General features: G+C 72.4%; 28 protein-coding genes and 2 tRNA genes. 13 read left to right on the forward strand and 17 right to left on the reverse strand.

What is annotated here, in order from left to right; all coding sequences use genetic code 11:
• Positions 1–61: 61 nt before the first annotated feature.
• Positions 62–134 (forward strand) — tRNA-Arg (locus GXW83_RS00700).
• Positions 135–285: 151 nt separating this feature from the next.
• Here GXW83_RS00700 and GXW83_RS00705 read toward each other — a convergent pair.
• Genes GXW83_RS00705 through GXW83_RS00720 form a run of 4 tightly spaced genes read right to left on the reverse strand, consistent with a single transcriptional unit; the run spans position 286 to position 2,114 of the window.
• Entirely contained in the window at positions 286–534 is a 249-nt protein-coding gene (locus tag GXW83_RS00705) for a hypothetical protein (RefSeq protein WP_182440937.1), read from the reverse strand.
• Entirely contained in the window at positions 531–950 is a 420-nt protein-coding gene (locus GXW83_RS00710) for an arsenate reductase ArsC (RefSeq protein WP_182440938.1), read from the reverse strand. Before GXW83_RS00710 ends, GXW83_RS00705 begins: the two co-directional genes overlap by 4 nt.
• Before the next feature lie 35 nt (positions 951–985).
• Positions 986–1,738 (reverse strand): aquaporin, encoded by a 753-nt coding sequence (locus GXW83_RS00715; protein ID WP_182440939.1) that lies wholly within the window; start codon positions 1,736–1,738, stop codon positions 986–988.
• Positions 1,728–2,114, reverse strand: coding sequence for a helix-turn-helix transcriptional regulator (locus tag GXW83_RS00720; RefSeq protein ID WP_182440940.1), 387 nt, complete (start codon positions 2,112–2,114; stop codon positions 1,728–1,730). The genes GXW83_RS00715 and GXW83_RS00720 overlap by 11 nt, the downstream gene beginning before the upstream one ends.
• Before the next feature lie 87 nt (positions 2,115–2,201).
• Between GXW83_RS00720 and GXW83_RS00725 the strand changes: the two genes are divergently transcribed.
• The 6 genes from GXW83_RS00725 (at position 2,202) to mscL (ending at position 6,992) form a co-directional block, all read left to right on the forward strand.
• Positions 2,202–2,711 (forward strand): ArsI/CadI family heavy metal resistance metalloenzyme, encoded by a 510-nt coding sequence (locus GXW83_RS00725; protein WP_182440941.1) that lies wholly within the window; start codon positions 2,202–2,204, stop codon positions 2,709–2,711.
• A 296-nt stretch (positions 2,712–3,007) separates the two neighbouring features.
• A complete protein-coding gene (locus GXW83_RS00730; RefSeq protein WP_182440942.1) occupies positions 3,008–3,247 on the forward strand; it encodes a DUF6479 family protein in 240 nt (79 codons plus the stop codon).
• An 80-nt stretch (positions 3,248–3,327) separates the two neighbouring features.
• Complete coding sequence (locus tag GXW83_RS00735) at positions 3,328–4,011, forward strand: histone deacetylase (protein ID WP_370466523.1); 684 nt, start codon at positions 3,328–3,330, stop codon at positions 4,009–4,011.
• Positions 4,012–4,087: 76 nt separating this feature from the next.
• Positions 4,088–4,681, forward strand: coding sequence for a MarR family winged helix-turn-helix transcriptional regulator (locus tag GXW83_RS00740; RefSeq protein WP_182440943.1), 594 nt, complete (start codon positions 4,088–4,090; stop codon positions 4,679–4,681).
• Positions 4,678–6,414, forward strand: coding sequence for an MDR family MFS transporter (locus GXW83_RS00745; RefSeq protein WP_370466525.1), 1,737 nt, complete (start codon positions 4,678–4,680; stop codon positions 6,412–6,414). The genes GXW83_RS00740 and GXW83_RS00745 overlap by 4 nt, the downstream gene beginning before the upstream one ends.
• An 86-nt stretch (positions 6,415–6,500) precedes the next feature.
• Entirely contained in the window at positions 6,501–6,992 is a 492-nt protein-coding gene (gene mscL, locus GXW83_RS00750; protein ID WP_182440944.1) for a large conductance mechanosensitive channel protein MscL, read from the forward strand.
• 55 nt (positions 6,993–7,047) lie between these two features.
• Here mscL and GXW83_RS00755 read toward each other — a convergent pair whose 3' ends face one another.
• Positions 7,048–7,680, reverse strand: a complete 633-nt coding sequence (locus GXW83_RS00755; RefSeq protein ID WP_182440945.1) for a uridine kinase — start codon at positions 7,678–7,680, stop codon at positions 7,048–7,050.
• An 84-nt stretch (positions 7,681–7,764) separates the two neighbouring features.
• Positions 7,765–8,718, reverse strand: coding sequence for an aldo/keto reductase (locus GXW83_RS00760; protein ID WP_182440946.1), 954 nt, complete (start codon positions 8,716–8,718; stop codon positions 7,765–7,767).
• A gap of 154 nt (positions 8,719–8,872) precedes the next feature.
• On the opposite strand from GXW83_RS00760, the gene GXW83_RS00765 reads away from it, so the two are divergent.
• The 4 genes from GXW83_RS00765 to GXW83_RS00780 all read left to right on the forward strand — a co-directional run bounded on the left by GXW83_RS00765 (position 8,873) and on the right by GXW83_RS00780 (position 12,544).
• Positions 8,873–9,796, forward strand: a complete 924-nt coding sequence (locus GXW83_RS00765) for a 5-dehydro-4-deoxyglucarate dehydratase (RefSeq protein ID WP_225446668.1) — start codon at positions 8,873–8,875, stop codon at positions 9,794–9,796.
• A complete protein-coding gene (locus tag GXW83_RS00770) occupies positions 9,793–11,055 on the forward strand; it encodes a glucarate dehydratase family protein (protein WP_182440948.1) in 1,263 nt (420 codons plus the stop codon). Before GXW83_RS00765 ends, GXW83_RS00770 begins: the two co-directional genes overlap by 4 nt.
• Positions 11,056–11,171: 116 nt before the next feature.
• Positions 11,172–11,366 (forward strand): hypothetical protein, encoded by a 195-nt coding sequence (locus GXW83_RS00775; protein ID WP_182440949.1) that lies wholly within the window; start codon positions 11,172–11,174, stop codon positions 11,364–11,366.
• 266 nt (positions 11,367–11,632) lie between these two features.
• Positions 11,633–12,544: a tyrosine-protein phosphatase gene (locus GXW83_RS00780; protein ID WP_182440950.1), complete on the forward strand. Its 912-nt coding sequence runs from the start codon at positions 11,633–11,635 to the stop codon at positions 12,542–12,544.
• Positions 12,545–12,645: 101 nt separating this feature from the next.
• On the opposite strand, the gene GXW83_RS00785 is transcribed toward GXW83_RS00780, so the two are convergent.
• The 4 genes from GXW83_RS00785 to GXW83_RS00800 all read right to left on the reverse strand — a co-directional run bounded on the left by GXW83_RS00785 (position 12,646) and on the right by GXW83_RS00800 (position 15,438).
• The gene (locus GXW83_RS00785; RefSeq protein WP_182446948.1) at positions 12,646–13,509 is read right to left on the reverse strand and encodes an RNA polymerase sigma factor SigF; all 864 of its coding nucleotides are present in this window, start codon (positions 13,507–13,509) and stop codon (positions 12,646–12,648) included.
• 350 nt (positions 13,510–13,859) lie between these two features.
• Complete coding sequence (locus GXW83_RS00790; RefSeq protein WP_370466526.1) at positions 13,860–14,723, reverse strand: RNA polymerase sigma factor SigF; 864 nt, start codon at positions 14,721–14,723, stop codon at positions 13,860–13,862.
• A gap of 212 nt (positions 14,724–14,935) precedes the next feature.
• The gene (locus tag GXW83_RS00795) at positions 14,936–15,229 is read right to left on the reverse strand and encodes a Dabb family protein (RefSeq protein WP_182440951.1); all 294 of its coding nucleotides are present in this window, start codon (positions 15,227–15,229) and stop codon (positions 14,936–14,938) included.
• Between the two features lie 68 nt (positions 15,230–15,297).
• Entirely contained in the window at positions 15,298–15,438 is a 141-nt protein-coding gene (locus GXW83_RS00800) for a hypothetical protein (RefSeq protein ID WP_182447733.1), read from the reverse strand.
• 583 nt (positions 15,439–16,021) lie between these two features.
• Between GXW83_RS00800 and GXW83_RS00805 the strand changes: the two genes are divergently transcribed.
• The gene (locus GXW83_RS00805) at positions 16,022–18,451 is read left to right on the forward strand and encodes an excinuclease ABC subunit UvrA (RefSeq protein ID WP_182440952.1); all 2,430 of its coding nucleotides are present in this window, start codon (positions 16,022–16,024) and stop codon (positions 18,449–18,451) included.
• 200 nt (positions 18,452–18,651) lie between these two features.
• Here the strand turns inward: GXW83_RS00805 and GXW83_RS00810 are convergent.
• The 4 genes from GXW83_RS00810 to GXW83_RS00825 form a co-directional block, all read right to left on the reverse strand.
• A tRNA-Ser gene (locus tag GXW83_RS00810) sits at positions 18,652–18,738 on the reverse strand.
• A 33-nt stretch (positions 18,739–18,771) separates the two neighbouring features.
• Positions 18,772–19,299: a nucleoside deaminase gene (locus GXW83_RS00815; RefSeq protein WP_182440953.1), complete on the reverse strand. Its 528-nt coding sequence runs from the start codon at positions 19,297–19,299 to the stop codon at positions 18,772–18,774.
• Positions 19,300–19,373: 74 nt separating this feature from the next.
• Positions 19,374–19,868 carry a hypothetical protein gene (locus GXW83_RS00820; RefSeq protein ID WP_255431236.1) on the reverse strand — a complete coding sequence of 165 codons (495 nt, stop codon included), beginning with the start codon at positions 19,866–19,868 and terminating at the stop codon, positions 19,374–19,376.
• Between the two features lie 212 nt (positions 19,869–20,080).
• Positions 20,081–20,359, reverse strand: coding sequence for a hypothetical protein (locus GXW83_RS00825; RefSeq protein ID WP_182447734.1), 279 nt, complete (start codon positions 20,357–20,359; stop codon positions 20,081–20,083).
• 164 nt (positions 20,360–20,523) lie between these two features.
• Between GXW83_RS00825 and upp the strand changes: the two genes are divergently transcribed.
• Positions 20,524–21,162: a uracil phosphoribosyltransferase gene (gene upp / locus GXW83_RS00830; RefSeq protein WP_182440955.1), complete on the forward strand. Its 639-nt coding sequence runs from the start codon at positions 20,524–20,526 to the stop codon at positions 21,160–21,162.
• Between the two features lie 43 nt (positions 21,163–21,205).
• Here the strand turns inward: upp and GXW83_RS00835 are convergent, their stop codons facing one another.
• The 3 genes from GXW83_RS00835 to GXW83_RS00845 form a co-directional block, all read right to left on the reverse strand.
• Positions 21,206–21,925 (reverse strand): LytR C-terminal domain-containing protein, encoded by a 720-nt coding sequence (locus tag GXW83_RS00835; protein WP_182446950.1) that lies wholly within the window; start codon positions 21,923–21,925, stop codon positions 21,206–21,208.
• Positions 21,926–22,244: 319 nt separating this feature from the next.
• Entirely contained in the window at positions 22,245–22,541 is a 297-nt protein-coding gene (locus GXW83_RS00840) for a type II toxin-antitoxin system VapB family antitoxin (protein WP_182440956.1), read from the reverse strand.
• A 220-nt stretch (positions 22,542–22,761) separates the two neighbouring features.
• Entirely contained in the window at positions 22,762–23,931 is a 1,170-nt protein-coding gene (locus GXW83_RS00845; RefSeq protein WP_182440957.1) for a hypothetical protein, read from the reverse strand.
• Positions 23,932–23,936: the final 5 nt, after the last annotated feature.

A 23,936-nucleotide genomic window follows, 5' to 3' on the forward strand; every position in this document is an offset into this window, starting at 1 on the left:
GTGTAATGTAGTTCTCGCAAGGCAGCGGGGCGAACAAAAACCGCCCGGAAGCCAAGCAAGAGCGCTCATAGCTCAACGGATAGAGCACTTGACTACGGATCAAGAGGTTGCAGGTTCGAATCCTGCTGAGCGCACAGTAGGCCAGAGGCCCCTTACGAGAAATCGTAAGGGGCCTCTGGCGTTGGATCGACGGCAGCGCTGGCGGCAAAGGCCTTTGTGGCTCCGTCAGACGCCCGGGCGTCGGTCTCCTGCTTGTGCAGCAGCGAGGCGCGGGTGTGGCGCAGGTCATGTAGGCACACCTGACGGAGCCGTCTCGGCGAGGTTGACGCCGCCCGGCCGATCACCTGGCCGTTGCTGCTGAGGGTGACGTGGCGGTGGTCGGGGGCTTGGTGGTGTCGAGGCGTCCCAGGTGGGTGCGGTGGTCTCGAAGGCGGTGGTGCCTTCGTCGATGCCGAGTTGGTGGATCGCCAGGACTCGGTCGGCGTGCTCGGCCAGCATCGTCGTGACGTGGACTGCCGGGCGGGGCGTGGTCATGGGCGGGCCTGGATGGCGAGTTCGGCGAGCAGGCCGCGGATGCGCTGGGCGATCTCGTCGCGGATCGGGCGGACACCCTCGATGCCCTGGCCGGCGGGGTCGTCCAGGATCCAGTCCAGGTAGCGCTTGCCGGGGAAGATCGGGCAGGCATCGCCACAGCCCATGGTGATGACCACATCGGACGCCTGCACCGCCTTGGGGGTGAGGACCTTCGGCTTCTGGTCGGAGAGGTCGATGCCGACCTCGGCCATGGCCCGGACGGCGGCGGGGTTCACGGTGTCGGCGGGGGCGGACCCGGCCGAGCGGACCTCCACGGCATCGCCCGCGAGGTGGGTGAGGAAGGCGGCGGCCATCTGGGAGCGGCCCGCGTTGTGCACGCAGACGAACAGCACGGACGGGACGGCAGGAGCGCTCATCGGCAGGGGACTCTTCGTTCTCGGGGCGGCAGGGCTCAGTGGGCGGAGCCGACACGGTCGGGCTCGCTGTGCGGCACCACGACGTCGTCGGCGGTGGTCCGGGCGGGGCGGCCGAACAGCACGGTGACCAGAGCCAGGCCGAAGGCCAGGCCGACCAGCTGGGCACCGAGGAACCCGGGCACAGAGGCCGGGGCGATCCCGGCGAAGGTGTCGGTGAACGCGCGGCCGATCGTCACGGCGGGGGTGGCGAACGACGTACTGGAGGTGAACCAGTAGGCGGCGCCGATGTAGGAGGCGACCGCGACCGGGGCCAGGTGCGCACGCTGGGCGCGGGTGAGGCCGAAGATCAGCAGGATCAGCCCGGTGGTGGCGACGACCTCGCCGAGCAGCAGGTGCGGGGCCGAGCGGTGGCGGGTGGAGAAGTGGACCAGCGGCTTGGCGAACATCGCGTCCGTCAGCACCGCGCCGCCGATCGCCCCGCCGATCTGGGCCGGCACGTAGGCGGCCGGCTCCCGCAGGGCGGGCCCGTCGGCGTCGCGGCGGCTTGTCCACCAGGCCGCGAGGGTGACGACGGGGTTGAAGTGAGCGCCGGAGACCGGGCCGAGTAGGGCGATCAGCACGCCGAGGCCGAAGACCGTGGCCAGGGAGTCGGCCAGCAGTTGCAGGCCGGCGTCTGTGGTCAGGGCGGTGGCCTGGATGCCGGAGCCGACCACGACCGCGACCAGTGCGGCCGTGCCGACCAGCTCGGCCGCCGCCCGCGGGCCAGCGGTATCGCCGTCATCCGGCACCCTGCGCCGCGTCGGTCTGGGCGGGAGCCTGGAGCAGGCTGGAGAGCTGGGCCAGGGCGGCGGGGAGCACCCAGTAGTACACCCAGGTCCCGCGCCGCTCGGAGCCGACCAGCCCGGCCTCGCGCAGCACCTTCAGGTGGTGGGAGATCGTCGGCTGGGACACGTCGAACGGGCCGATCAGGTCGCAGACACACGCCTCGCCGCCCTCGTGCGAGGCGATCAGTGACAGCAGCCGCAGCCGCACCGGGTCCGACAGCGCCTTGAACATCCGTGCCAGTTCGACGGCAGCGTCCTCGCCCAGCGGCTCGTGGACCATCGGCGAGCAGCACATCACCGCTGCGTCCTGGCCGAGCACGGACAGCTCCAGATTAGACATGCGTCTATGTTGACAGTCATCTAATCAGGAGGCAAGCTCACCTGTATCGATAACTGTCGATACAGCAATCGGATCGGGGAGACAGCCATGTCCCGTGTTCAGCTCGCCCTTCGCGTCGCCGACCTCGAAGGCTCCATCGCCTTCTACGCCAAGCTGTTCGGTGCCGAGCCCGCCAAGCGCCGCCCCGGGTATGCCAACTTCGCCATTGACGAGCCTCCGCTCAAGCTCGTCCTGATCGAGGGCGAGCCCGGCCAGGACACCCGCCTTGACCACCTCGGCGTCGAGGTCGGCACCAGCGACCAGGTCACCGCCGCCACCGACCGACTCAAGGACGCCGGCCTGGCCACCTTCGAGGAGAACGACACCGCCTGCTGCTACGCCCTGCAGGACAAGGTCTGGGTCACCGGACCCGGCAGGGAGCCCTGGGAGGTCTACGTCGTCAAGGCCGACGCCGACACCCTCGGCACGAGCGCCGACAGCGCCCCGGAAGCCTGCTGCGGCACCACCGCCTGCTGCACCCCCGACGAACAGGCACTCAACCCCACCCGGACCCCCGCCGAGGCCAAGGCCGCAGCAGGCTGCGCCTGCGCCAACTGACCTCGGCAGCAGAGGTAGATGACGGGCCAACACGGCCTCTGCCATCGAAGTGTCGGCGTGCTGTCCGCGACGGTGGCCGGCAACCCGGGCCATGACCCCGGTGCGAACCCGGCTCGGCTTCGGCCGGTGGCTTCAGGGAGCCGCCTGCCGCATCTGCCTGTGACGGGCTCGGGCTCGGTGCGGCTGCCCGGTGCCGACGACGAGTGTCGGGAGGGGCGGTACCGGTTGACCGGGGAAGGTGGGGAGCACAGGCTGGAAGGGAGCCCGGGGACGCTGTACGGCGATGGGAGTGCTCCATGTATCTGCTGGCAACACCGTTCACGGGGGCGGAGGCGGTGACGATCGGCGTCGTGATCGGGGTGGTCGTGGTGCTCGCGTTGACGCTGACGTTCGTGCTCGGGGCGCGGCGCAGGGAGAGGGAGCCCGCGCCGGATCTGGAGCCGCGGGCGCCGCACCGGGATTCGTGGGCCACACACCCCTCGACGCCCGGGCGCGCGCCGCACGGTGATCCGGACGCCCCCGGGCACCACACCTGAGCCCCGACCCGGGGCCTGTCGCCCGACGGCGGAGCGCCTCCGCCCCGGGGTGGGTCTGGTACGCGGCCTACGGCTCGAACATGCACGCCGCCCGGCTGGCCTGCTACCTCTCCGGCGGCCGGCCGCCGGGCGGGGCGCGGACCTACCCGGGGTGCCGTGATCCGCGTCCGCCCGCCCGTACGCTGCCGGTGACGCTGCCCGGCCGGCTCTACTTCGCGCTGGAGTCCGCGGTGTGGACCGGCGGCATGGCCTTCTACGATCCGTTCGATCCGGGCACCATGCCGGCCCGGGCATACCTGGTCACGGTGGAGCAGTTCGCGGACGTCGCGGCGCAGGAGATGCACCGGGAGCCGGGCGGGGAGCTGGACCTGTCCGGGGTGCTGTCCGGCGGGCGGGCGGTGCTGGGGCCGGGCAGGTACGAGACGCTGGTCTGCCCGGGGCTGCTGGAGGGGCGCCCGGTGCTGACCTTCACTGCGGGCTGCCGCAGCGCCGAAGCGGAGCTGAATGCGCCGTCCGCCGGGTATCTGCGCCACCTGTCCGCGGGACTGCGGGAGGCGCACGGCTGGGGGTGCGGCGCTGCGCGGAGTACCTGGCCGGGCGGCCCGGTGCGGCGGGCGTGTGGACGGCGGCGGATGTGGCGGGCGTCGGCGGTGCGGCGGGCAGCGAGGGTGCGGCGGGCGTCGCGGGGGGTGGGGGTATCGCGGGTGCGGGCGGTGCTGCGGGCGGGGGGTGAGCGGGGCTGCCGGGCGGGGGTCGAGGTGTAGTTGGTTGTGCGCTACAATTACTTGCTGGAGCCAAGCAACTTAACTCGCAGGACATCAGAACAGGGGGAGTGCGGCCATGGAGCTGTCCGCATCCGCGAGCGCACTCGTCGAGGCAGGGCCCGTCGCAGCCGGGAACGCCGGGAACGCCGGGAACACCGGGGCGGCGACGGCGGCCGAGGCGGCCACCGGGATGGGTGAGGAGATCAGCCGGTTCATGCGGCAGATCAACGCCATGAGACAGCGGATGCGGGACGACCCCGGCGTCGGCGATCGGCTGCTGCTGGGGCGGCTGGTCCTCGGCGGCCCGCGCCGCGCCACCGACCTGGCCGCGGACACCTTCCTGGACCTGTCCACCGTCAGCCGGCAGATCCGCTGCCTGGTCGACTCCGGCCTGGTCCGGCGCACGCCCGATCCGGACGACCGGCGGGGCGCGCTGCTGTCGGCGACGGCGGCCGGCGTCACCGCGTACCAACACTTCCGGGACCAGCGCAACGAGCACCTGGCCCGGATCTTCGACGCCTGGCCGCCCGAGGACCGCCACCAGCTGGTCCGCCTGTTCGGGCGCTTCAACGACGACTTCGCAGAGAACTACCACCGGCTGTCCGCCGGGCAGGCGGGGGCGACACCCCCGGCGGCGGCAGCGGCAGCACAGCAAGGAGAGCACGCGTGAGCGGGACGTCCACAGCACCGCCCATATCCGAACAGTCCGGCCTGAGCCACCGGCAGATCCTCACCATCCTCAGCGGTCTGATGATGGGGATGTTCCTGGCCTCGCTGGACCAGACGATCGTCAGCACCGCCATCCGCACCATCGCCGACGACCTGAACGGTCTGAGTGAGCAGGCGTGGACCACCACCGCCTACCTGATCACCTCCACCATCGCCACCCCGCTGTACGGCAAGCTCTCCGACCTCTACGGGCGCAAGCCGTTCTTCCTCGCGGCGATCAGCATCTTCGTCACCGGCTCGATCGCCTGCACCTTCTCCACCTCGATGATCGAGCTGGCCGGGTTCCGGGCGTTCCAGGGCATCGGCGCCGGCGGTCTGATGTCGCTGGCGCTGGCCATCATCGGCGACATCGTGCCGCCGCGTGAGCGGGCCCGCTACCAGGGCTACATCCTCGCCGTGTTCGCCACCTCCAGCGTCCTCGGACCGCTGGTCGGCGGCTTCCTCGCCGGCCAGGGCGAGATCCTCGGCATCGCCGGGTGGCGCTGGGTGTTCCTGGTGAACGTGCCCATCGGCATGGTCGCGCTGGTCGTCGTCGCCAAGGTGCTGAACGTGCCGCACACCCGCCGCGAGCACCGCATCGACTGGTGGGGCGCGGTGACCATCGCCCTGGGCGTCGTCCCGCTGTTGCTGGTCGCCGAGCAGGGGCAGAGCTGGGGCTGGACCTCGGGCCGCTCGCTGGCCTGCTTCGCCGTCGGCATCGTCGGCGTGATCGCCTGGATCCTGGTCGAGCGCCAGATGGGCGACGACGCGCTGATCCCGATGCGGCTGTTCCGGGGCCGGGTCTTCAGCCAGACCAGCATGCTGTCCGTGCTGGTCGGCGCCGGGATGTTCGGCGCGATGCTGATGATCCCGCAGTACCTGCAGATCGTGAAGGGCGCCAGCCCGACCATGTCCGGTCTGATGATGCTGCCGCTGATGCTGGGCATGATGACCGCGTCCATCGCCACCGGCCAGATGATCTCCCGGACCGGGCACTACAAGATCTTCCCGGTGATCGGCACGGCGCTGATGACCGTGGCCATGGTGCTGTTCCAGTTCGAGGTGCAGTGGAACACGCCGCTGGCCGAGACCATGGCCTACATGCTGCTGTTCGGCGTCGGCCTGGGCTTCACCATGCAGACGCTGACGCTGTCGGTGCAGAACGCGGTCCCGCCGCAGGACATGGGCGTCGCCACCGCCTCGGCCACCTTCTTCCGGCAGTTGGGCGCCACCGCCGGTACGGCGGTCTTCCTGTCGGTGCTGTTCAGCAATGTCGGCGGGAAGATCCAGTCGGCCTTCACCGCGGCGGCCGGCACCCCGGCGTTCCAGGCGGCGGTGCACAACCAGGCGGTCATGGCCGACCCGAACAACCGGCCGGTGGTGGAGATGCTCAAGCACCCGGACGCCACCGGGGGCGGCGCGTCGGCGGTGCTCAACGACTCGTCCTTCATCCAGAAGCTGACCGCGGTGTTCGCCGACCCCTTCAAGCAGGGCTTCGCCGATTCCATGCACACCGTGTTCTTCCTCGGCGCGATCGTGACCGCGGTGGCCTTCGTCCTGGTGCTGTTCATCAAGGAGGTGCCGCTGCGCAAGGTGTCCGCGCTGCAGGCCCGCGCCCAGGACGCGGCGGCGGCCGAGCGGGACGGCGCGGCCGCGCAGGAGCCGGAGTGGATGCCGGAGGAGCCCGTCATCTGACGGCGGACGCTGCCGCCCGTCGCTCTGCGTCAACAGCCCTGACCCGTCTGGTCAGGGCTGTTGGCGTAGGCGGAGGCGGAGCTGGGATGGTGTTGCCCGCGCCGAAACCGGGCGCCGAACAGTCTGGAGAGCACATCGTGAAGGGCTTCCGCAGTTTCCTGCTGCGCGGAAACGTCGTCGACCTGGCCGTCGGTATCGTCGTTGGCGCGGCGTTCACGGCAGTCGTCAACGGCTTCGTCACCGCGTTCCTCAATCCGCTGATCGGTGTGATCGCGGGTCAGAAGGGCAACTTCAACAACCAGGTCTTCAAGGTCGAAGGCGCATCGTTCCCGTACGGCGTCTTCATCGGCAACGTGATCAGCTTCGTGCTGATCGCCAGCGTGGTGTACTTCTTCGTCGTCCTGCCGATCAACACCCTGCACGCCCGCTTCGCGCCGAAGCAGGAGCCGCTGGTGACGACCAAGGACTGCCCGGAATGCCTCAGCTCGGTCCCGCTGGCGGCCACCCGCTGCGCCTTCTGCACGGTGGAGCTGGCGCCGCGGAGCGGTGTGCCGCAGCAGGGCGCGGTAGGGCGCTGACTGTCAGACTTCAGATGTCGGCTGACAGATGACCTATGACAGATTCTGATATCTGTCAGTCGATCACCAGAGCCGGACGGCGCGGGTCGTCCGCCCGGACCACCAGGTCGGCCGCCTCGCCCGGGCGGGTCTCCTGCTCGTAGCGGGCGAAGGCCGGCAGCGTCCACTGCTCCTCGGGCGCCGTCCGCCGGGCCAGCGCCGCCGGGCTCAGATGCAGGTGGACGGCCAGGTCCAGCGGGAACCAGCGGCCCAGCAGCAGCGGCCCGTCCAGCACCAGCACCCCGCCCGGCGGCAGCGCGACCGGCGCCGCCCGTACCGCCCGGTCCGAGCGGGCGTCGCGCAGCGCCGGCAGCACGAGCCCGCTGCCGCCCGGCTCCAGCGGGTCGAACACCTCGCGGAACAGGGCATTGGCGTCCAGCCAGCCGTCGTAGTACGCGTCCGGGTCCTGGTGGCCGTACTCCAGCCGCAGCGAGGCCGGGCGCAGGAAGTCCTCGGCGCTGATCCGCTGGGCCGGGCGGCCGAGCAGTCGCAGCCGGTCGGCGACCGCGTCGGCGAGCGCCGCGGTACGCGCGGCCGGGGCGCCGTCCACGGCGATGCGCAGCCGTCCGCCCTCGGGCGGCGCCAGCTGTGCGGTGCGCTCGGTGACGGTGTCGGCGAGGGCGTCGACGGTGAGCGGGCGGACCTGCACGGGGCTCCTGGGGGGGTGAAGGGCGGACGGGCGCGGCGCCGGGCCGGGCGCCGACGGGCACCGGCTGTCCGGCGGAGGCGGCTGTCAGCGGGAGGCGGCGTCCAGCAGCGCCAGCTGGTCCGCGCTCAGCTCCAGCTCGGGGAAGGCCAGCAGGGCCGGAAGCTGCTCGAGGGTGCGGGCGCTGGCGATGGGCGCGGCGACGGTCGGCTGGGCCGCCAGCCAGGCCAGGGCCACCGTCGCCGGCTCGGCCCGGTGGTCGGCGGCGACGCTGTCCAGGGCCTCCAGCACCTTGGGGCCGCGCGGCGTCCGCAGGTACTTGCCGGCTCCGTCCGCGCGGGGGCTGTCCACGGCGGGGCCCCCGACGCGGTACTTGCCGGTGAGGAAGCCGGCGGCGAGGCCGTAGTAGGGGATGGCGGAGAGGCCGAAGCGGGTGGCGACGGCGGCGAGCTCGCCCTCGTAGGCGTCGCGGGCGACCAGGTTGTACAGGGGCTGGACGGCGACGTAGGGGGCGAGGCCCTCGCGCTGGGCGAACTCCAGGGCGGCGGTGAGCCGGTCCGCGGAGATGTTGGAGGCGGCGACGTGCCGGACCTTGCCGGAGCGGACCAGTCCGTCCAGTGCGGTGACGATCTCCTCGATCGGGGTGTCCACGTCGTCGTAGTGGGTGTACAGCAGGTCGATGCGGTCGGTGCCCAGACGGCGCAGCGACTGTTCGGTGGCGGCGGTGATGTTCGCGCCCTCGAGGCCCCGGTAGTCGGGGTGGGCGCCGACCTTGGTGGCGACGACGACGGAGTCGCGGTTGCCGCGTGCGGCCATCCACGCGCCGATGATGGTCTCGGACTCGCCGCCCTGGTTACCGGGCGCCCAGGTGGAGTACACGTCGGCGGTGTCGACGAAGTCGCCGCCGGCCGCGGTGAAGGCGTCGAGGACGGCGTAGGACTGCTGCTCGTCCGCGGTCCAGCCGAAGACGTTGCCGCCGAGGGCGAGCGGGAAGACCGTGAGGTCGCTGGAGCCGATGCGCGAGCTGCGGGATGACGTCATGACCGGCTTCAACGCTGCGTCACCGGCCGGTATTTCCGTGTGCCCGCTCGGCCGGGCGGGGGAGGGGGTCTCCCCTGATCATCAAATGTTCAGTACAGTGAATCGTATTCACGAACATGAACAGCGTTGCGAACACCGTATGCCGAGGAGCCCCATGGATCTGCCCGCCGCCCTGGTCCCACCGCTCTCCTTCCCGCTCACCCCGTTCACCGACGACGACCGGTTCGCCGCGGACGTCTTCGCCGCCCACGTCGACCAGCAGATCGCCGCCGGGACCAGCGCGGTCTTCGTCGCCTGCGGCACCGGCGAGTTCACCGCCCTCGGCCGGGACGAGTACCGCGAGGTCCTCGGCGTCGCGGTGAGGACCGCCGCCGGGCGGGTCCCGGTCTTCGCCGGGGCGGGCGGCGGCCCGGCCGCCGCCCGCGCGTGCCTGGCCGACGCCGCCGACTGCGGCGCCGAGGGCGTCCTGCTGCTGCCGCCCTACCTGGTCAGCTCCACCCCCCGGGGCGTGCTCGGCCACATCCGCTACGTCGTCCACGACAGCCCGCTGCCGGTGATCGTCTACCAGCGGGCCAACGCCCGGCTGGACCCGGCCACCGCGCTGGCGCTGCTCGACCTGGAGCAGGTGGTCGGGCTCAAGGACGGCCTCGGCGACATCGAGCACATGCAGCGGATCGTCGCCACCGTCCGCACCAGCGGCCACCCCCGGGCCGCCGGCTTCGCCTTCCTCAACGGCCTGCCCACCGCCGAGCTCTCCGCCCGCGCCTACCGGGCCATCGGCGTCGGCAGCTACTCCTCCGCCGTGCACGCCTTCGCCCCCGACCTGGCGCACGCCTTCGCCCGGGCCCTGGACTCCGGCGACGACGCCCGGGTGGACGCCCTGCTCGCCGCCTTCCTGCTGCCTCTCGCCGACCTGCGCGACACCGTCCCCGGCTACGCCGTCTCGCTGGTCAAGGCCGGCGCCCGGCTGGAGGGCATCCCGGTCGGACCGGTGCGGCCGCCGCTGGTCGAGGCGCTGCCCGAGCACGTCGAGCAGCTGGCCCGGATCATCGCCGCGGGCCGGGCGGTCCTCGCATGAGGATCCGCCAGGTCACCGTCACCCCCGTCGCCTTCCGCGATCCGCCGCTGCTCAACGCCGTCGGCGTGCACGAGCCCTACGCCCTGCGCAGCGTCGTCCAGCTGCACTGCGACGACGGCATCGTCGGCCTCGGCGAGTCCTACGGCGACGACGCCTTCCTGGCGCTGCTGGACGCCGCCGCCCGGGCCGTCGTCGGGCTGGACGTCTTCCATCTCGGCCTGATCCAGCGGGCCGTCGGCGCCGCTGTCGGCGGCGGGGCCTTCGCCGACAGCCACGGCCTGACCGGCGGCAGCTCCACCAGCAAGACCGTGCTGTCGGTGTTCGCCGCCTTCGAGGTCGCCTGCCTCGACGCCCAGGGCAAGGCCGTCGGCCGCCCGGTCGCCGACCTGCTCGGCGGGGCGGTGCGCGACAGCGTGCCGTTCTCCGCCTACCTGTTCTACAAGTGGGCCGGGCACCCGGGCGCGGCCGAGGACGCCTGGGGCGAGGCGCTGGACCCGGACGCCGTCGTCGGCCAGGCCCGCCGCATGATCGACCGTTACGGCTTCGGCGCGGTCAAGCTGAAGGGCGGGGTGCTGCCCCCGGAGGAGGAGATCGAGGCAGTGCTGGCGCTGCGCGCCGCCTTCCCCGAACTGCCGCTGCGGCTCGACCCCAACGCCGCCTGGAGCGTCCCCACCGCGCTGAGGGTCGCCGAGCGGCTGGACGGCGTCCTGGAGTACCTGGAGGACCCGGTCGCCGGCATCGCCCCGATGGCGGAGGTCGCCCGGCAGGCGCCCATGCCGCTGGCGACCAACATGTGCGTGGTCGCGCCCGAGCACCTCGCCCCGGCGATGCGGCAGCGGGCCGTCGGGGTGCTGCTCTCCGACCACCACTACTGGGGCGGGCTGCGCCACACCCAGCAGCTCTCCGGGCTGTGCGCGGACTTCGGGGTGGGGCTGTCCATGCACTCCAACAGCCACCTCGGGATCAGCCTGGCCGCCATGGTCCAGGTCGCGGCCGCCACCGAGCACCTCACGTACGCCTGCGACACCCACTGGCCCTGGAAGCCCGAGGACGAGGACGTCATCGTCCCCGGCGCACTGGAGTTCAGCGGCGGCGCGGTCGCCGTGCCGGACGCCCCCGGCCTCGGCGTGGAGCTCGACCCGGACGCCCTGGCCCGGCTGCACGAGCTGTACCTGCGCTGCGGGCTGCGCCGCCGGGACGACACCGGCTACATGCGGAGCTTCGTGCCCGACTTCCGGCCCAGGCCGCCGGGCTGGTGAGCGGCGGCCGGGGCGCCGACGGGCGCGGGCCGGTCGGGGCGGTGGGGCATTCTGGTACAGGACTGCTACACGCTGGGGCGACTACGGTGCGTCCGCATTGGCTAGAGTCCTCTGCCATGGCCGACTACCAGCAGAACACCCCCGTCGAGGACCCGTCCGCGAGCACCCAGATGTTCCGTGCCTTCGTGGACGAGCCCCAGCCCCAGCCCGCCACCGCCGTCAGCGGGGGCAGCCGCACCGGACTGATCGCCATCGGGGTGATCATCGCCCTCGTGGTTGTCGTCGGCGTGGTCTACCTCGCCGTCAAGTAGCCCTCCCTCGCAGTCCCCCGCAGTCCCGGCAGCCCCCCGGCTGCACGTCCCCCGCGAACACCCCGCAGCAGTCCCCCGCAGTCATCCGCAGCAGCCCCCGGCTCGCAGCCCCGCGGCCGGCCGTCACTCGCCTGGCGACGGCCGGCCGCGGGGCTGCGCCGTGCCCGGCGGGAGCGTCCGGCCGCGCTGCCTAGACTGACTGCGCAGGGCCCGGGGCCGGCCGGACGCCGGCCCGGAGCCGCGTCGAGCCAGGAAGAGAACCTGACGTGAGCGAGTCGCAGACCATGCACGACCAGACGCACCAACCCGAGGGGCCCGCGCGCAGCCTCGGCCTGCACGGCGCGGCCAACGCCCGGGACCTGGGCGGCTACCGCACCGCCGACGGCCGGACCGTCCGGACCGGCGCGGCCCTGCGCGGGGACGCCCTGCACCGGCTCAGCGACGCCGACCTGGAGACCCTCACCGCGCTCGGCATACGCCAGGTGGTGGACCTGCGCGGGCTGAACGAGGTCCGGGAGAACGGCAGCGACCGGCTGCCCGGGCTCGACCCGGAGCAGGTCGCCGCGGTGGAGCTGACCGACGGCGCCACCAGCATCGACGCCGGACCGGTCCGGCTGGTCCACCTGCCGGTGTACTCGCCCGAGCACGACGTCTACGTCGCCCTGCGCGAGGTCCTCTCGGTCCAGGACGCCGCCGCGCAGCACGCCCTGCTCGGGGACGGCGGCGGCGAGCGGCTGATGTCGGAGATGTACCGCTGGTTCGTGACCGACCCGGTGATCCGCTCGCGCTTCGCGCAGACCGTCCGGCTGCTGGCCGACCCCGACGGCACCCCGCTGCTGTTCCACTGCACGGCGGGCAAGGACCGCACCGGCTGGACGGCCGCCGTCCTGCTCACCGCCCTGGGCGTGGACCGGGACACGGTCTACCAGGACTACCTGGTCACCAACGAGCGCTCGGCGCCCACGGTGGCGCGGATCATGGCGGCGTTCACCAGGAACAAGGTGCTGGAGGACCCGTCGCTGATGCTGCCGGTCATCCGGGCGGAGGAGTCCTACCTCGACGCCGCGTTCGCGGCCGTGGCGGAGGGCTGGCCCAGCTTCGACGCCTTCCTCGCCGACGGCCTGGGCCTGGATGCCGGGACGCTGGCGGCGCTGCGGAAGAACCTGCTCGTCGACTGAGGCGGTGCCCGCAGATGCGGGTACGGGCGCCGCTGGTACGGGGCTGCGCGTGCGGGGCGGGGGCCTGGGCCGCCCCGCGCGGCGCGGTCGTGACCCGGCGGTCACGCCTCCGCGATCAGGCCTTCGCGGAGCGTGGCCAGGGTGCGGGTGAGCAGCCGGGAGACGTGCATCTGCGAGATGCCGATCTCCTCGCCGATCTGCGACTGGGTCATGTTGCCGAAGAAGCGCAGCATGATGATCCGCCGCTCGCGTGCGGGCAGCCGGGCGAGCAGCGGCTTCAGCGACTCGCGGTACTCGACGCCCTCCATGGCGGCGTCCTCGTAGCCGAGCCGCTCGGCGAGCGGGCCGTCGCCGTCCTCGTCGGTGGGGGCGGTGTCCAGCGAGCTGGCGGTGTAGGCGTTGCCGACGGCCAGGCCCTCGACGACGTCCTCCTCGCTGACCCCGAGGCAGGCCGCGAGCTCGGCGACGGTGGGCGAGCGGTCGAGCTTCTGGGCCAGCTCGTCCCCGGCCCGGGTGAGCGACAGCCGGAGCTCCTGCAGCCGCCGGGGCACGCGCACCGACCAGCTGGTGTCGCGGAAGAAGCGCTTGATCTCGCCGATGATGGTGGGCATGGCGAAGGTCGGGAACTCGACGCCGCGCTCGTTGTCGAACCGGTCGATGGCCTTGATCAGGCCGATCGTGCCGACCTGGATGATGTCCTCCATGGGCTCGTTGCGGCTGCGGAAGCGGGCCGCGGCGTAGCGCACCAGGGGGAGGTTCAGCTCGATCAGGGTGTCACGGACGTAGGTGTAGTCGTCGGACTCCGGGGTCAGCGTGGCGAAGCGCTGGAACAGCGAGCGGGAGAGGGTGCGGGTGTCGAGCCCGTCGCGCTCGGGCGCGGCCGGCGCGGCGTCCGGCGCGGGCGCCGGGGCCTCGGCCGCGGGGACCGGTGCGGTCAGGATCGTCGCGGTCGCGGTCGCGGTCACGACCGTCGCGGTCGCGGTCGGCGTCGTCCCGCCGAGGTGCGGCAGCACGATGTCGGGCAGGGCCGGTCCGGTCCCGGCCGCCCGGGGGGCAGGGAGGACCGACGCGTTGGAGTGAACCTCAGGGCTGTCCAGATTGACGGACACGCTACCCCCTCATGTCTGCACCACTGTCGAAGAGTCGACAAGCCGACGACTCGATGTACCTCCACTGGGATACCGGCACAGCATCCCCTGCAAACCCGAACAGGACCAGATGTCACGCGGCGGTAACGTGTCGTCAGGCCGGGTTCGGGTGGGGAACTGACCGGAAATCAGCTCGGCTACGGGCGCGGCTCAAGCGGCGGACGAGCCTAGAGCTCCCAGGAGTTGCTGTTGCGCAGGCGGGTAAAGATCCTTGCCAGCAAGCGAGATACATGCATTTGCGACATTCCCAGCTCGGTGCTGATCTGGGACTGCGTCAGGTTGCCGAAGAAGCGCAGCATGACGATCTGCCGCTCCCGCTCGGGCAGCTGCACGAGCAGATGACGGACCATGTCCCGATGCTCCACATGGGTGAGCGTCGCGTCCTCGTAGCCGAGCCGGTCGAGCAGCGCCAGCCCGCCGTCGTGCTCCTGGGCGGCCTCCAGCGAGGTCGCGTTGTAGGCCCGCCCGGCGTCCAGGCAGGCCCGGACGTCCTCCTCGGGGATGCGCAGGTTGGCGGCGATCTCCGGGACCTTGGGCATCCGGCCGTGGGCCACGGTGAGGTCCTCCATGGCCGCGCTGACCTGCACCCACAGCTCCTGCAGCCGCCGGGGCACGTGCATGGTGCGGACGTTGTCGCGGAAGTAGCGCTTGATCTCGCCGAGGATCGTCGGCAGGGCGTACGTCGGGAACTGCACGCCGCGGGTGGGGTCGAACCGGTCGATGGCGTTGATCAGCCCGATCGTGCCGACCTGGACGACGTCCTCCATCGGCTCGCTGCGGCCCCGGAAGCGGGCTGCGGCGTAGCGGACCAGCGGCAGGTTCACCTCGATCAGCGCGGCCCGGACCCGCTCGCGCTCGGGGGTGCCGACGGGCAGCTCGGCCAGGCGTTCGAACAGCACGCGGGTGAGGGTTCGAACGTCCACCCGGGACTGGTCGACGGGGGTGGGGGGCGCGGGTGCGTCACCCTCGTCCTTTGCACTCCCCTGTGCCTGCACCGACACGCCACCCCTCGGAGCTCCCGTGAGGGGCAACGCTGCCCCAGTCCACCATCCGGCAAACCGGTCATAGCATCACAAGACGCATGGTAGTCGGGCAAGCACCGCAAATAGGTGTGTTGGTGGATTGGCGGCAGGGGAGTGAACGGGTGCCGCCGTACGGCTGCGATCCGCCCCCGGCCGGTTTGCCGCAGCCGCCTCCTGGGACGGCCTCCCAGGACGGCCTCCGCGAAAGGCTGCCTGGGCGGTCAGACCGCCAGGTCGGCGATGACCCAGGTGGCGATGGTCTTCCAGAGCGCGACCGCGGCCTGGTGCGCGGGGTGGGCGAGGTACGACTGCAGCGCCTCGGCGTCGTCCACCGCGCTGTTGATGGCGAAGTCGTAGGCGATGTCGCGGTCGCTCAGGTTCCAGCCGCACTCCCACTCGCGCAGCTGCGGGATGGCGCCGCCCAGCTCGGCGAAGGCCCGGGCGCCCTCGGCGGCGCGCGGGTCGTCCTTGGCGACGCCCTCGTTCAGCTTGAACAGGACCAGGTGGCGGATCATCGCGGTGCTCCTCGGGCGGGCGGGCGCCGGCCGGGGCGGCCGGGCGGGTGATCAAGGACGGTCCGAGGTTACTTCACCAGGTTGGACATGAAGGTGCCCACCGACTTGGCCGCGCTGGAGATCCCGGTGAAGCCCACCTGGACCAGGTTGGCCGCACGCACCGGGGCCGTGATGATCGTATAGAGCACAAAGATGACCAATATGTACATGGCTATCTTCTTGGCCTGCCCCATGGTCGTGCCTGCCTCCCTGCGGCGCTCCCCTGCGCCGCCCCGATGGCCGAAGCCTAGCGCCGTACGCTCGCAGGATGACCGGAATCGGTCGCCTGTGCCCGGTTCCGTCGGCGCCCGGCAGCGCTCGGTGACGGCGCGGCCACGGTTGGCGGAAACTCCCAGCTGATCGAGCGCGACGCCGGATGCGGGACGTGTGTTCGTGTAGCAGAGTGGAGGGTGTACCGATCGGGTCTGGCAGGAACCACTCGGTACGAGGGATGCGGAGCCCCCGCTGTGGGACCGGCCGTTGCGACTTCCCCCGACGCGACGACCGGTTGTGGGGCTCCGATCGGGGGGCGGCTCGTCCCCCCGGAGCCGTCCCCCTCCCCCTCCTCTTCGCGCCCTCCTCCTTTTCGCGCCCCCCTCGGCCCCGTTCCGCGGCCCGTCCGGCCGCACCCCGGAACGGGTCTTCCGCATGCGGTTGGTCAGGATTCGAGAAGCGTCGGCTCCCCGGCGGCACTAGCGTGACCGCCAGACCGTCCCGGCCGGACGGCGCAGCAGAGGCAGGAAGAGGACCAGCATGGCCACCAGGAAGGACAGGCAGTCGCCTGCGCCGCACGCCGCCGACAGCCACGACCTGATCCGCGTGCACGGCGCGCGCGAGAACAACCTCAAGGACGTCAGCGTCGAGCTGCCGAAGCGCCGGCTGACGGTGTTCACCGGCGTCTCCGGCTCGGGCAAGAGCTCCCTGGTGTTCAGCACCATCGCCGCCGAGTCGCAGCGGCTGATCAACGAGACGTACAGCGCCTTCGTCCAGGGCTTCATGCCCTCGCTGGGGCGGCCCGAGGTGGACGTCCTCGAGGGGCTGACCACCGCCATCATCGTGGACCAGCAGCGGATGGGCGCCGACGCCCGCTCCACGGTCGGCACCGCCACCGACGCCAACGCCATGCTGCGCATCCTGTTCAGCCGGCTGGGGCAGCCGCACATCGGCTCGCCCAACGCGTTCGCCTTCAACGTCCCCTCGGTCCGCGCCAGCGGCGCGATCACCGTGGAACGCGGCGGCAGCAGGACGGTGAAGCAGACCTTCAACCGCACCGGCGGCATGTGCCCGCGCTGCGAGGGCCTGGGCAAGGTCTCCGACATCGACCTCACCCAGCTGTTCGACGACTCCAAGTCGCTCGCCGAGGGCGCCATCACCGTCCCCGGCTACAGCGTGGACGGCCACTGGACGGTGCGGATCTTCACCGAGTCGGGCTTCCTGGACCCGGACAAGCCGATCCGCAGGTACACCAAGACCGAGATGCGGGACTTCCTGCACCGCGAGCCGACCAAGGTCAAGGTCAACGGCATCAACCTCACCTACGAGGGACTGATCCCGAAGATCCAGAGGTCGTTCCTGTCCAAGGACCGGGAGGCGCTGCAGCCGCACATCCGGGCGTTCGTGGACCGTGCGGTCACCTTCACCGACTGCCCCGAGTGCGGCGGCACCCGGCTCGCCGAGGCGGCCCGGTCGTCCCGGATCGGCGGCGTCAACATCGCCGACGCCTGCGCGATGCAGATCACCGACCTGGCCGAGTGGATCCGCGGCCTCCAGCAGCCTTCGGTGGCTCCGCTGCTGACGGCACTGGGGCAGACCCTGGACTCCTTCGTGGAGATCGGGCTCGGCTACCTCTCGCTCGACCGGCCCTCGGGCACGCTCTCCGGCGGCGAGGCGCAGCGGGTCAAGATGATCCGCCACCTGGGCTCCTCGCTCACCGACGTCACCTACGTCTTCGACGAGCCCACCACCGGCCTGCACCCGCACGACATCAGCCGGATGAACGGCCTGCTGCTGCGGCTGCGCGAGAAGGGCAACACGGTGCTGGTGGTGGAGCACAAGCCGGAGGTGATCGGGATCGCCGACCACGTCGTGGACCTCGGCCCCGGCGCCGGTGCGGCCGGCGGCAGCGTCTGCTACGAGGGCGGCGTGGAGGGGCTGCGGGCCAGCGGCACCGTCACCGGCCGCCACCTGGACGACCGGGCCGCCGTCAAGGAGACCGTGCGGACGCCCACCGGCGTCCTGGAGATCCGCGGCGCCACCACCAACAACCTGCGGGACGTGGACGTGGACGTGCCGCTCGGGGTGCTGGTGGTGGTCACCGGCGTGGCCGGCTCCGGCAAGAGCTCGCTGGTGCACGGCTCGCTGGTCGCCGACGCGGCGGCGGGCGGCACCGGCAGCGCGGCAGCGGGCGCGGGCGCCGCGGGGGTGGTGTCGGTCGACCAGAGCCCGATCCGCGGCTCGCGCCGCAGCAACCCGGCCACGTACAGCGGGCTGCTGGACCCGATCCGCAAGGCGTTCGCCAAGGCCAACGGCGTCAAGCCGGCCCTGTTCAGCGCCAACTCCGAGGGCGCTTGCCCCACCTGCAACGGCGCCGGGGTCATCTTCACCGACCTGGCGATGATGGCCGGCGTGGCCTCCACCTGCGAGGACTGCGAGGGCAAGCGGTTCGAGGCGTCGGTGCTGGACTACCACCTCGGTGGCCGCGACATCAGCGAGGTGCTCGCCATGTCGGTGGCCGAGGCGGAGGAGTTCTTCGGCGCCGGTGAGGCGCGCACCCCGGCCGCGCACGCCGTCCTGCGCCGGCTCGCCGACGTCGGACTGGGCTACCTGACCCTCGGCCAGCCGCTCACCACGCTGTCCGGCGGCGAGCGGCAGCGGCTCAAGCTGGCCACCCACATGGCCGAGAAGGGCGGCGTGTACGTCCTGGACGAGCCCACCGCCGGTCTGCACCTGGCCGACGTCGAGCAACTGCTGGGCCTGCTCGACCGGCTGGTCGACTCCGGCAAGTCGGTCATCGTGGTCGAGCACCACCAGGCGGTCATGGCGCACGCCGACTGGATCATCGACCTCGGCCCCGGCGCCGGCCACGATGGCGGCCGCGTCGTCTTCGAGGGCACTCCGGCCGAGCTGGTCGCCGACCGCTCCACCCTCACCGGCCACCACCTCGCCGCCTACGTCGGCGCCTGACCCCCGCCCGCGCCCGGCCTTCCTCCGACGGATGGTCAGCGCCTCGGCCAAGCGGCCTCGCCGACCGTGATGGTGAGCGCTGGTCCGCCCGGCGCACGAGCCCGGCCCGGGACCGGCCCAGGCCGGAACGGCGCTGGTGGGCGCAACGGCAGAAGCCCCGCCGGGCGGACCCGGCGGGGCTTCGTTCGTTCTGCTCAGAGCGGTAGCGGTGGGATTCGAACCCACGGTGAAGTTGCCCCCACACACGCTTTCGAGGCGTGCTCCTTTGGCCGCTCGGACACGCTACCGTGGGACAGCCTACCGGACGCCGGGCAGTGCTCCTAAACGGGTTTCCGGGGGTGGCCGGGGAGGCGCTGGTCGTCGAAGAACGCGCGGAGGTCGGCCGCGCAGTCGGGGGCGAGGACGCCGGAGACCACCTCGGGGCGGTGGTTGAGGCGGCGGTCGCGGATGACGTCCCAGAGCGAGCCGGCCGCGCCGGCCTTGTCGTCGAGGGCGCCGTAGACCACGCGGTCCACCCGGGAGAGGACGATGGCGCCCGCGCACATGGTGCAGGGCTCCAGCGTGACGACGAGGGTGCAGCCGGTCAGCCGCCACTCGCCCTCCCGGCGGCCGCTGTCCGGGTTCGCGGCGAGGTGGCGGGCGGCCCGGCGCAGGGCCTGGACCTCGGCGTGGGCGGTCGGGTCGCCGAGGGCCTCGCGCTCGTTGTGGCCGCGGCCGACGACGGCCCCGTCCGGGCCCAGCACGACCGCGCCCACCGGCACATCGCCGGTGGGCAGGGCCAGCCGGGCCTCGGCCAGGGCCAGTCGCATGGCCGGGGCCCACTTGTCGCGGAGCGGATCGGTGCGCATCGCACCAGTGTCCAGCACCGGTGGGGGCGGCACCGCCGCGCTGCGGCCGGTGGCCGGAGGTCGCGGGCGGGCGGTCAGCGGACGGCTTCGAGCACCTCGCCGCAGCCGAGCGCGTCGGCGATCTCGGTCAGGGCGTCGCCCGGGACCGCGCCTTCGACGCTCATGTCCATCAGTTCCTTGGCCCCGATGCCGAACTCGATGAGCAGCCCGGCATCGCCCAGGGGGCCGTTGGGCACGCCGTCCGGGCTCTCGGCGACGGCGTCCTCGTCCTCGTCGTCGTCCTCGGCGTCCTCGTCGAGTTCGACCACCAGGTCGTCCAGGTCGTCGTCGGATCCGCGTCCGAGCAGCTCGTCCGTGAGAATGATCTCACCGTAGGCGCTCTTGGAGGCCGAGGAGGCGTCGGAGACGAAGATCCGCGGATCCTCTTCGCCGTCCACGCGGACGACCGCGAACCAGACGTCCTCCTGTTCGATGAAGACCAGAACCGTTTCCTCGTCGGCGGCGGCCTCACGCGCGAGGTCGGCCAGGTCAGCGAGGGTTTCCACATCATCAAGTTCGGTCTCGCTCACGTCCCACCCGTCCTCGGTGCGAGCGAGCAATGCAGCGAAGTACGCCACCAGCGACTCTCCCAGGGTTTTGTGCGGCTAGGCCACGCCCGTCGTCTGTCGGGGTGCCCGTGCGAACGCCCCATCGGCATCGTGACAGAAAGCAGTGCTCTGCGGGGAGTGTTCGGCAGCGCGTCTTCCCTGGTCGTGTCGTGAGCCGGGGGTGGCGTGGCCGCTCAGGCCCGGAAGGTGCGCATTCGTACGGCCTGGCGCATGCGCGCCGCCTTGGTGCGCCGGGGCTGCACCCGGGCCCGCAGTTCCCGGGCCTCGGCCAGCTCCCGCAGGAAGGCGGCGCGGCGCCGGCGCCGGTCCGCCGGGGCCTCGGCGCGCGGCCTGGGCGCTCGGACGATGCCGCCCTCGGGCGCGGGGCTCCCGGCCGCGTCTGCGGCGCGCGCCCGGTCCTGGCGCGGGCCGTCCGCGGTCGGGGCTGCCGCGGCCTTCCGGTGGTCGGACATGCGCCCTCCTGCCGACGATGGGACTGCTCTCCACCGTGTCACGTTCCCCGGTGGGCCGCATTGACACCGTGGGGCGGTCGGGTCGGCGGTCGGAACGGCTGTCCGAACGCGAACAGGGGCCCGGCGTGTCGTCCGGCATGCCCCGCTCCGTTACTGTCTGGGACATGCGGATTCATGTCCTGGACCACCCCCTGGTGGCGCACAAGCTGTCCACGCTGCGCGACGAGCGCACCGACTCGCCGACCTTCCGTCGGCTCACGGACGAACTGGTCACCCTGCTCGCTTACGAGGCGACCCGGGACGTCCGCACCGAGCAGGTGGAGATCACCACCCCGGTCGCGGTCACCACCGGCGTCCGGCTGAGCTACCCGCGCCCGCTGGTGGTGCCGATCCTGCGGGCCGGGCTGGGGATGCTCGACGGCATGACCCGGCTGCTGCCGACGGCCGAGGTCGGCTTCCTCGGCATGGTGCGCAACGAGGAGACGCTGGAGGCGTCCACCTACGCCACCCGGATGCCCGAGGACCTCTCCGGCCGTCAGGTGTACATCCTGGATCCGATGCTGGCCACCGGCGGCACGCTGGTCGCCGCCATCCGGCTGCTGATCGAGCGCGGCGCGGACGACGTCACCGCCATCTGCCTGCTGGCCGCGCCCGAGGGGCTGGCCGTGCTGGAGAAGGAGCTGGCCGGGATGGCGGTGACGCTGGTCACGGCGGCCGTGGACGACCACCTGAACGAGCACGGCTACATCGTCCCCGGCCTCGGCGACGCGGGCGACCGCCTGTACGGGACGGCCGGGGACTGACCCTCCGCCGCTCTCGCCCGATGCCTCGGCCTCCGCCGGCGCCTCAGCAGTGGGCGGAGGCGGCCGGGGAGGGCGCGGTGGCCAGGGCGAGGGCCTGGGCGGCCTGCGCCGGGGTGGCCAGGGCGGTGAAGGCGTTGCCGAGCACCAGGTCCACCGTGGCGTCCTTGCGCTGGTCGGTGACCGGCTTGGCGCCGGTCACCTCGGAGCGCAGCACGGCCATCGCCTTGGCCCCGGCCGCGCCGCCGGTGACCTGCGCCGGGCCGACCACCTTGTTCTGCAGCGGTGCCGGGGCGTTGCCGATGGTGCCGATGGTGAAGCCGCGCTGCCTGAGCAGGGCGGCGGTGCGCCCGGCCAGGCCGGCCTGGTTGGTCGCGTTGTAGACGTTGACGGTGATCCCGGCGCCCGCGGCGGCCGCACCGGCCCCGCTGACCGCCGCCGCGCCGGACGCCCGGCCGGACGGCGTACCGGACGCCGTGCCGGACACCCTGCCCGAGGCCGGTGCCGAGGGCAGCACCAGGCCGTCGCCGGAGGCCGGGACGGCCGCCCCGACGGCCCGGACGCAGTTCCTGGCGGCCGAGGTGTGCCGGGCGCCGCTGAAGATGCCGACCAGCTGCACCGTCCCCCAGCTGAGGACGGAGAGCGCCAGCACGCCGGCGACCGCGATCAGGATGTGGCGGCGCCGCTCGCGCGGACGTCGCAGCCGTGGATAGGCAGTGCCCGTGATCCGGTACTGCTTTCCCTTGAGGCCAGGTGGAGTCAACATGCTCACCGCGGAGTGCCCCTTTGCGCCGGGCTGTCAGTGCTTGGGTACGGGCTTGGGTACGGAGCGACTGCTTCTGCGGCCACACTAATGCCGAAACCGGACGATGCGTACTAAAGGATCATCATCTGGGCTATTTCCGCACCCGAAAGGGTGTCGCCGCGCCGCATCAGGGGCAGATCGAGGGCGCATCAGAGCCGTATCGGGGGCACACGGGCGGCGTGGCGCGGGCCCGTGGCGGGGCGTACGGACGGCGCGAGGCCGTGCTGAGCCGGCACTGCGGCCGTGGTCGGGCGCAGCGCGGGGTGGTGCTGAGGGACGGTCAGTCCATCTCCAGCACGCGGGCGTGCAGCACCTGACGCTGCTGCAGGGCCGCGCGGACGGCGCGGTGCAGCCCGTCCTCCAGGTAGAGGTCGCCCTGCCACTTCACCACGTGCGCGAAGAGGTCGCCGTAGAAGGTGGAGTCCTCGGCGAGCAGGGTCTCCAGGTCGAGTTGGCCCTTGGTGGTGACGAGTTGGTCCAGGCGCACGGGACGGGGGGCCACGTCCGCCCACTGACGGGTGCTGACCCGGCCGTGATCCGGGTAGGGCCGCGCGTTACCAATACGCTTGAAGATCACACGGAAAGCCTACCGTTCCCCGGGGGTCGGGCGCAGCCAGGTCCCCCGGGAGCGCCCGGCCCGCTGCCCGCTCCACCCGCTCCGACCAGCAACGACGCGCGCTCGGCCGGTGGTGCGGCCGCGAGTCGCGCGGTGCGGGCGCGCGCCCGCGCGGGTCCGCTGCCGCCGGGCTGCCGCCCTGCGGTCCGCAGGCGGGGGAGCCGGGGAGTTGGGCGGGGGTTCAGCGGCTGTTCAGCGCGGCGCCGATGCGGTCCAGGGAGGAGAGCCGCATCAGTCCGTAGTTGTAGAACTCGACCTCGGGCACGCCGGCGTCGGCCAGGGCGCCGATCTTCGCGGCCAGGTTCTCCGGCCCGTCGCAGTCCTGCGCCATCGGCCGCAGGATCACCGCCAGCTGCTCGGGCGCGACGCCGTGCAGGGCGAAGGCGGCGACCTTCTCGCGCACCCGTTCGGGTGATGACACGTAGCCCAGGGTTTCGATCTGCGGGACGGCCTTGGCCAGGGCCGGCAGATCGATGCCGGAGAGCCAGCCCTTGCCGGGGCCGTCGGCGTCCATGAAGGTCAGCCGCATGCCGTGGGCCTCGGCGGTGGCCGCGGCCTCGGCGGCCAGCGAGGTGACGGTGGCGGCGGAGGCGTCCACGTAGGCGGCGAGCGCGCCGTCGGCGATGGCGTCCAGTGCGGTGGGCTCGGCGGCGGCCTGCTCGTCGGCGAGCCTGCGCCGGATCTCGTCGCGGACGGTCAGCCGCAGCTCGTCGGCGGGGACGCCGAGGCTGGTGGCGTGGGCCCGGCAGTGCTCGCAGAAGCACAGGCCGAGCAGGGCCTCGGTGACCGGGCCCAGCTGCTCGAAGTAGCGCTCGTGGTGGAAGCCGTGCCGCAGGCCGTGGAAGTGCAGGGATTCGGCGCGGATGGCGTCGACGCCGTAGCGGGCGTGCTCGGCGACCAGCGCGGTGACGTAGCTGCGGACGTCGGGGTTGGCCGGGCACAGCTCGGTGAGGGCGCGGTCGCCGAAGGCGTTGGCGGGGGCGCAGTCCGGGTGCTGGAAGCCGAGCCGGTCGTTGTGCAGGAAGACGGTCCAGGCGTGCAGCTTCAGCCCGCGCCGCCGGGTTTCCGCCGCGGCCTCGGCGAAGGGGTCGCGGTCGCCGATGGCGCCGGACGGCACCGGGCGCAGCCGCAGGCCGCTCCAGCGCTCCGGATCGGGCCGGAAGTAGGCCGCGCCGGGTTCCAGGTAGCGGACGGCGCGCAGCGGGTTGTGCGGGAAGACGTCGCGCGCCTGGTGGTAGACGGAGGCGAGCGTGACGCCGCCGACCCGGGCGCGCTCGGTGAGGTTGCCGAAGAAGTGGTCGGCGCCCTCGTCCAGCAGGTCGGTGGCGAAGGCGAGGACGGACGACTCCACGGGGT

Source organism: Streptacidiphilus sp. PB12-B1b (assembly GCF_014084125.1).
Classification (GTDB): Bacteria; Actinomycetota; Actinomycetes; order Streptomycetales; family Streptomycetaceae; genus Streptacidiphilus.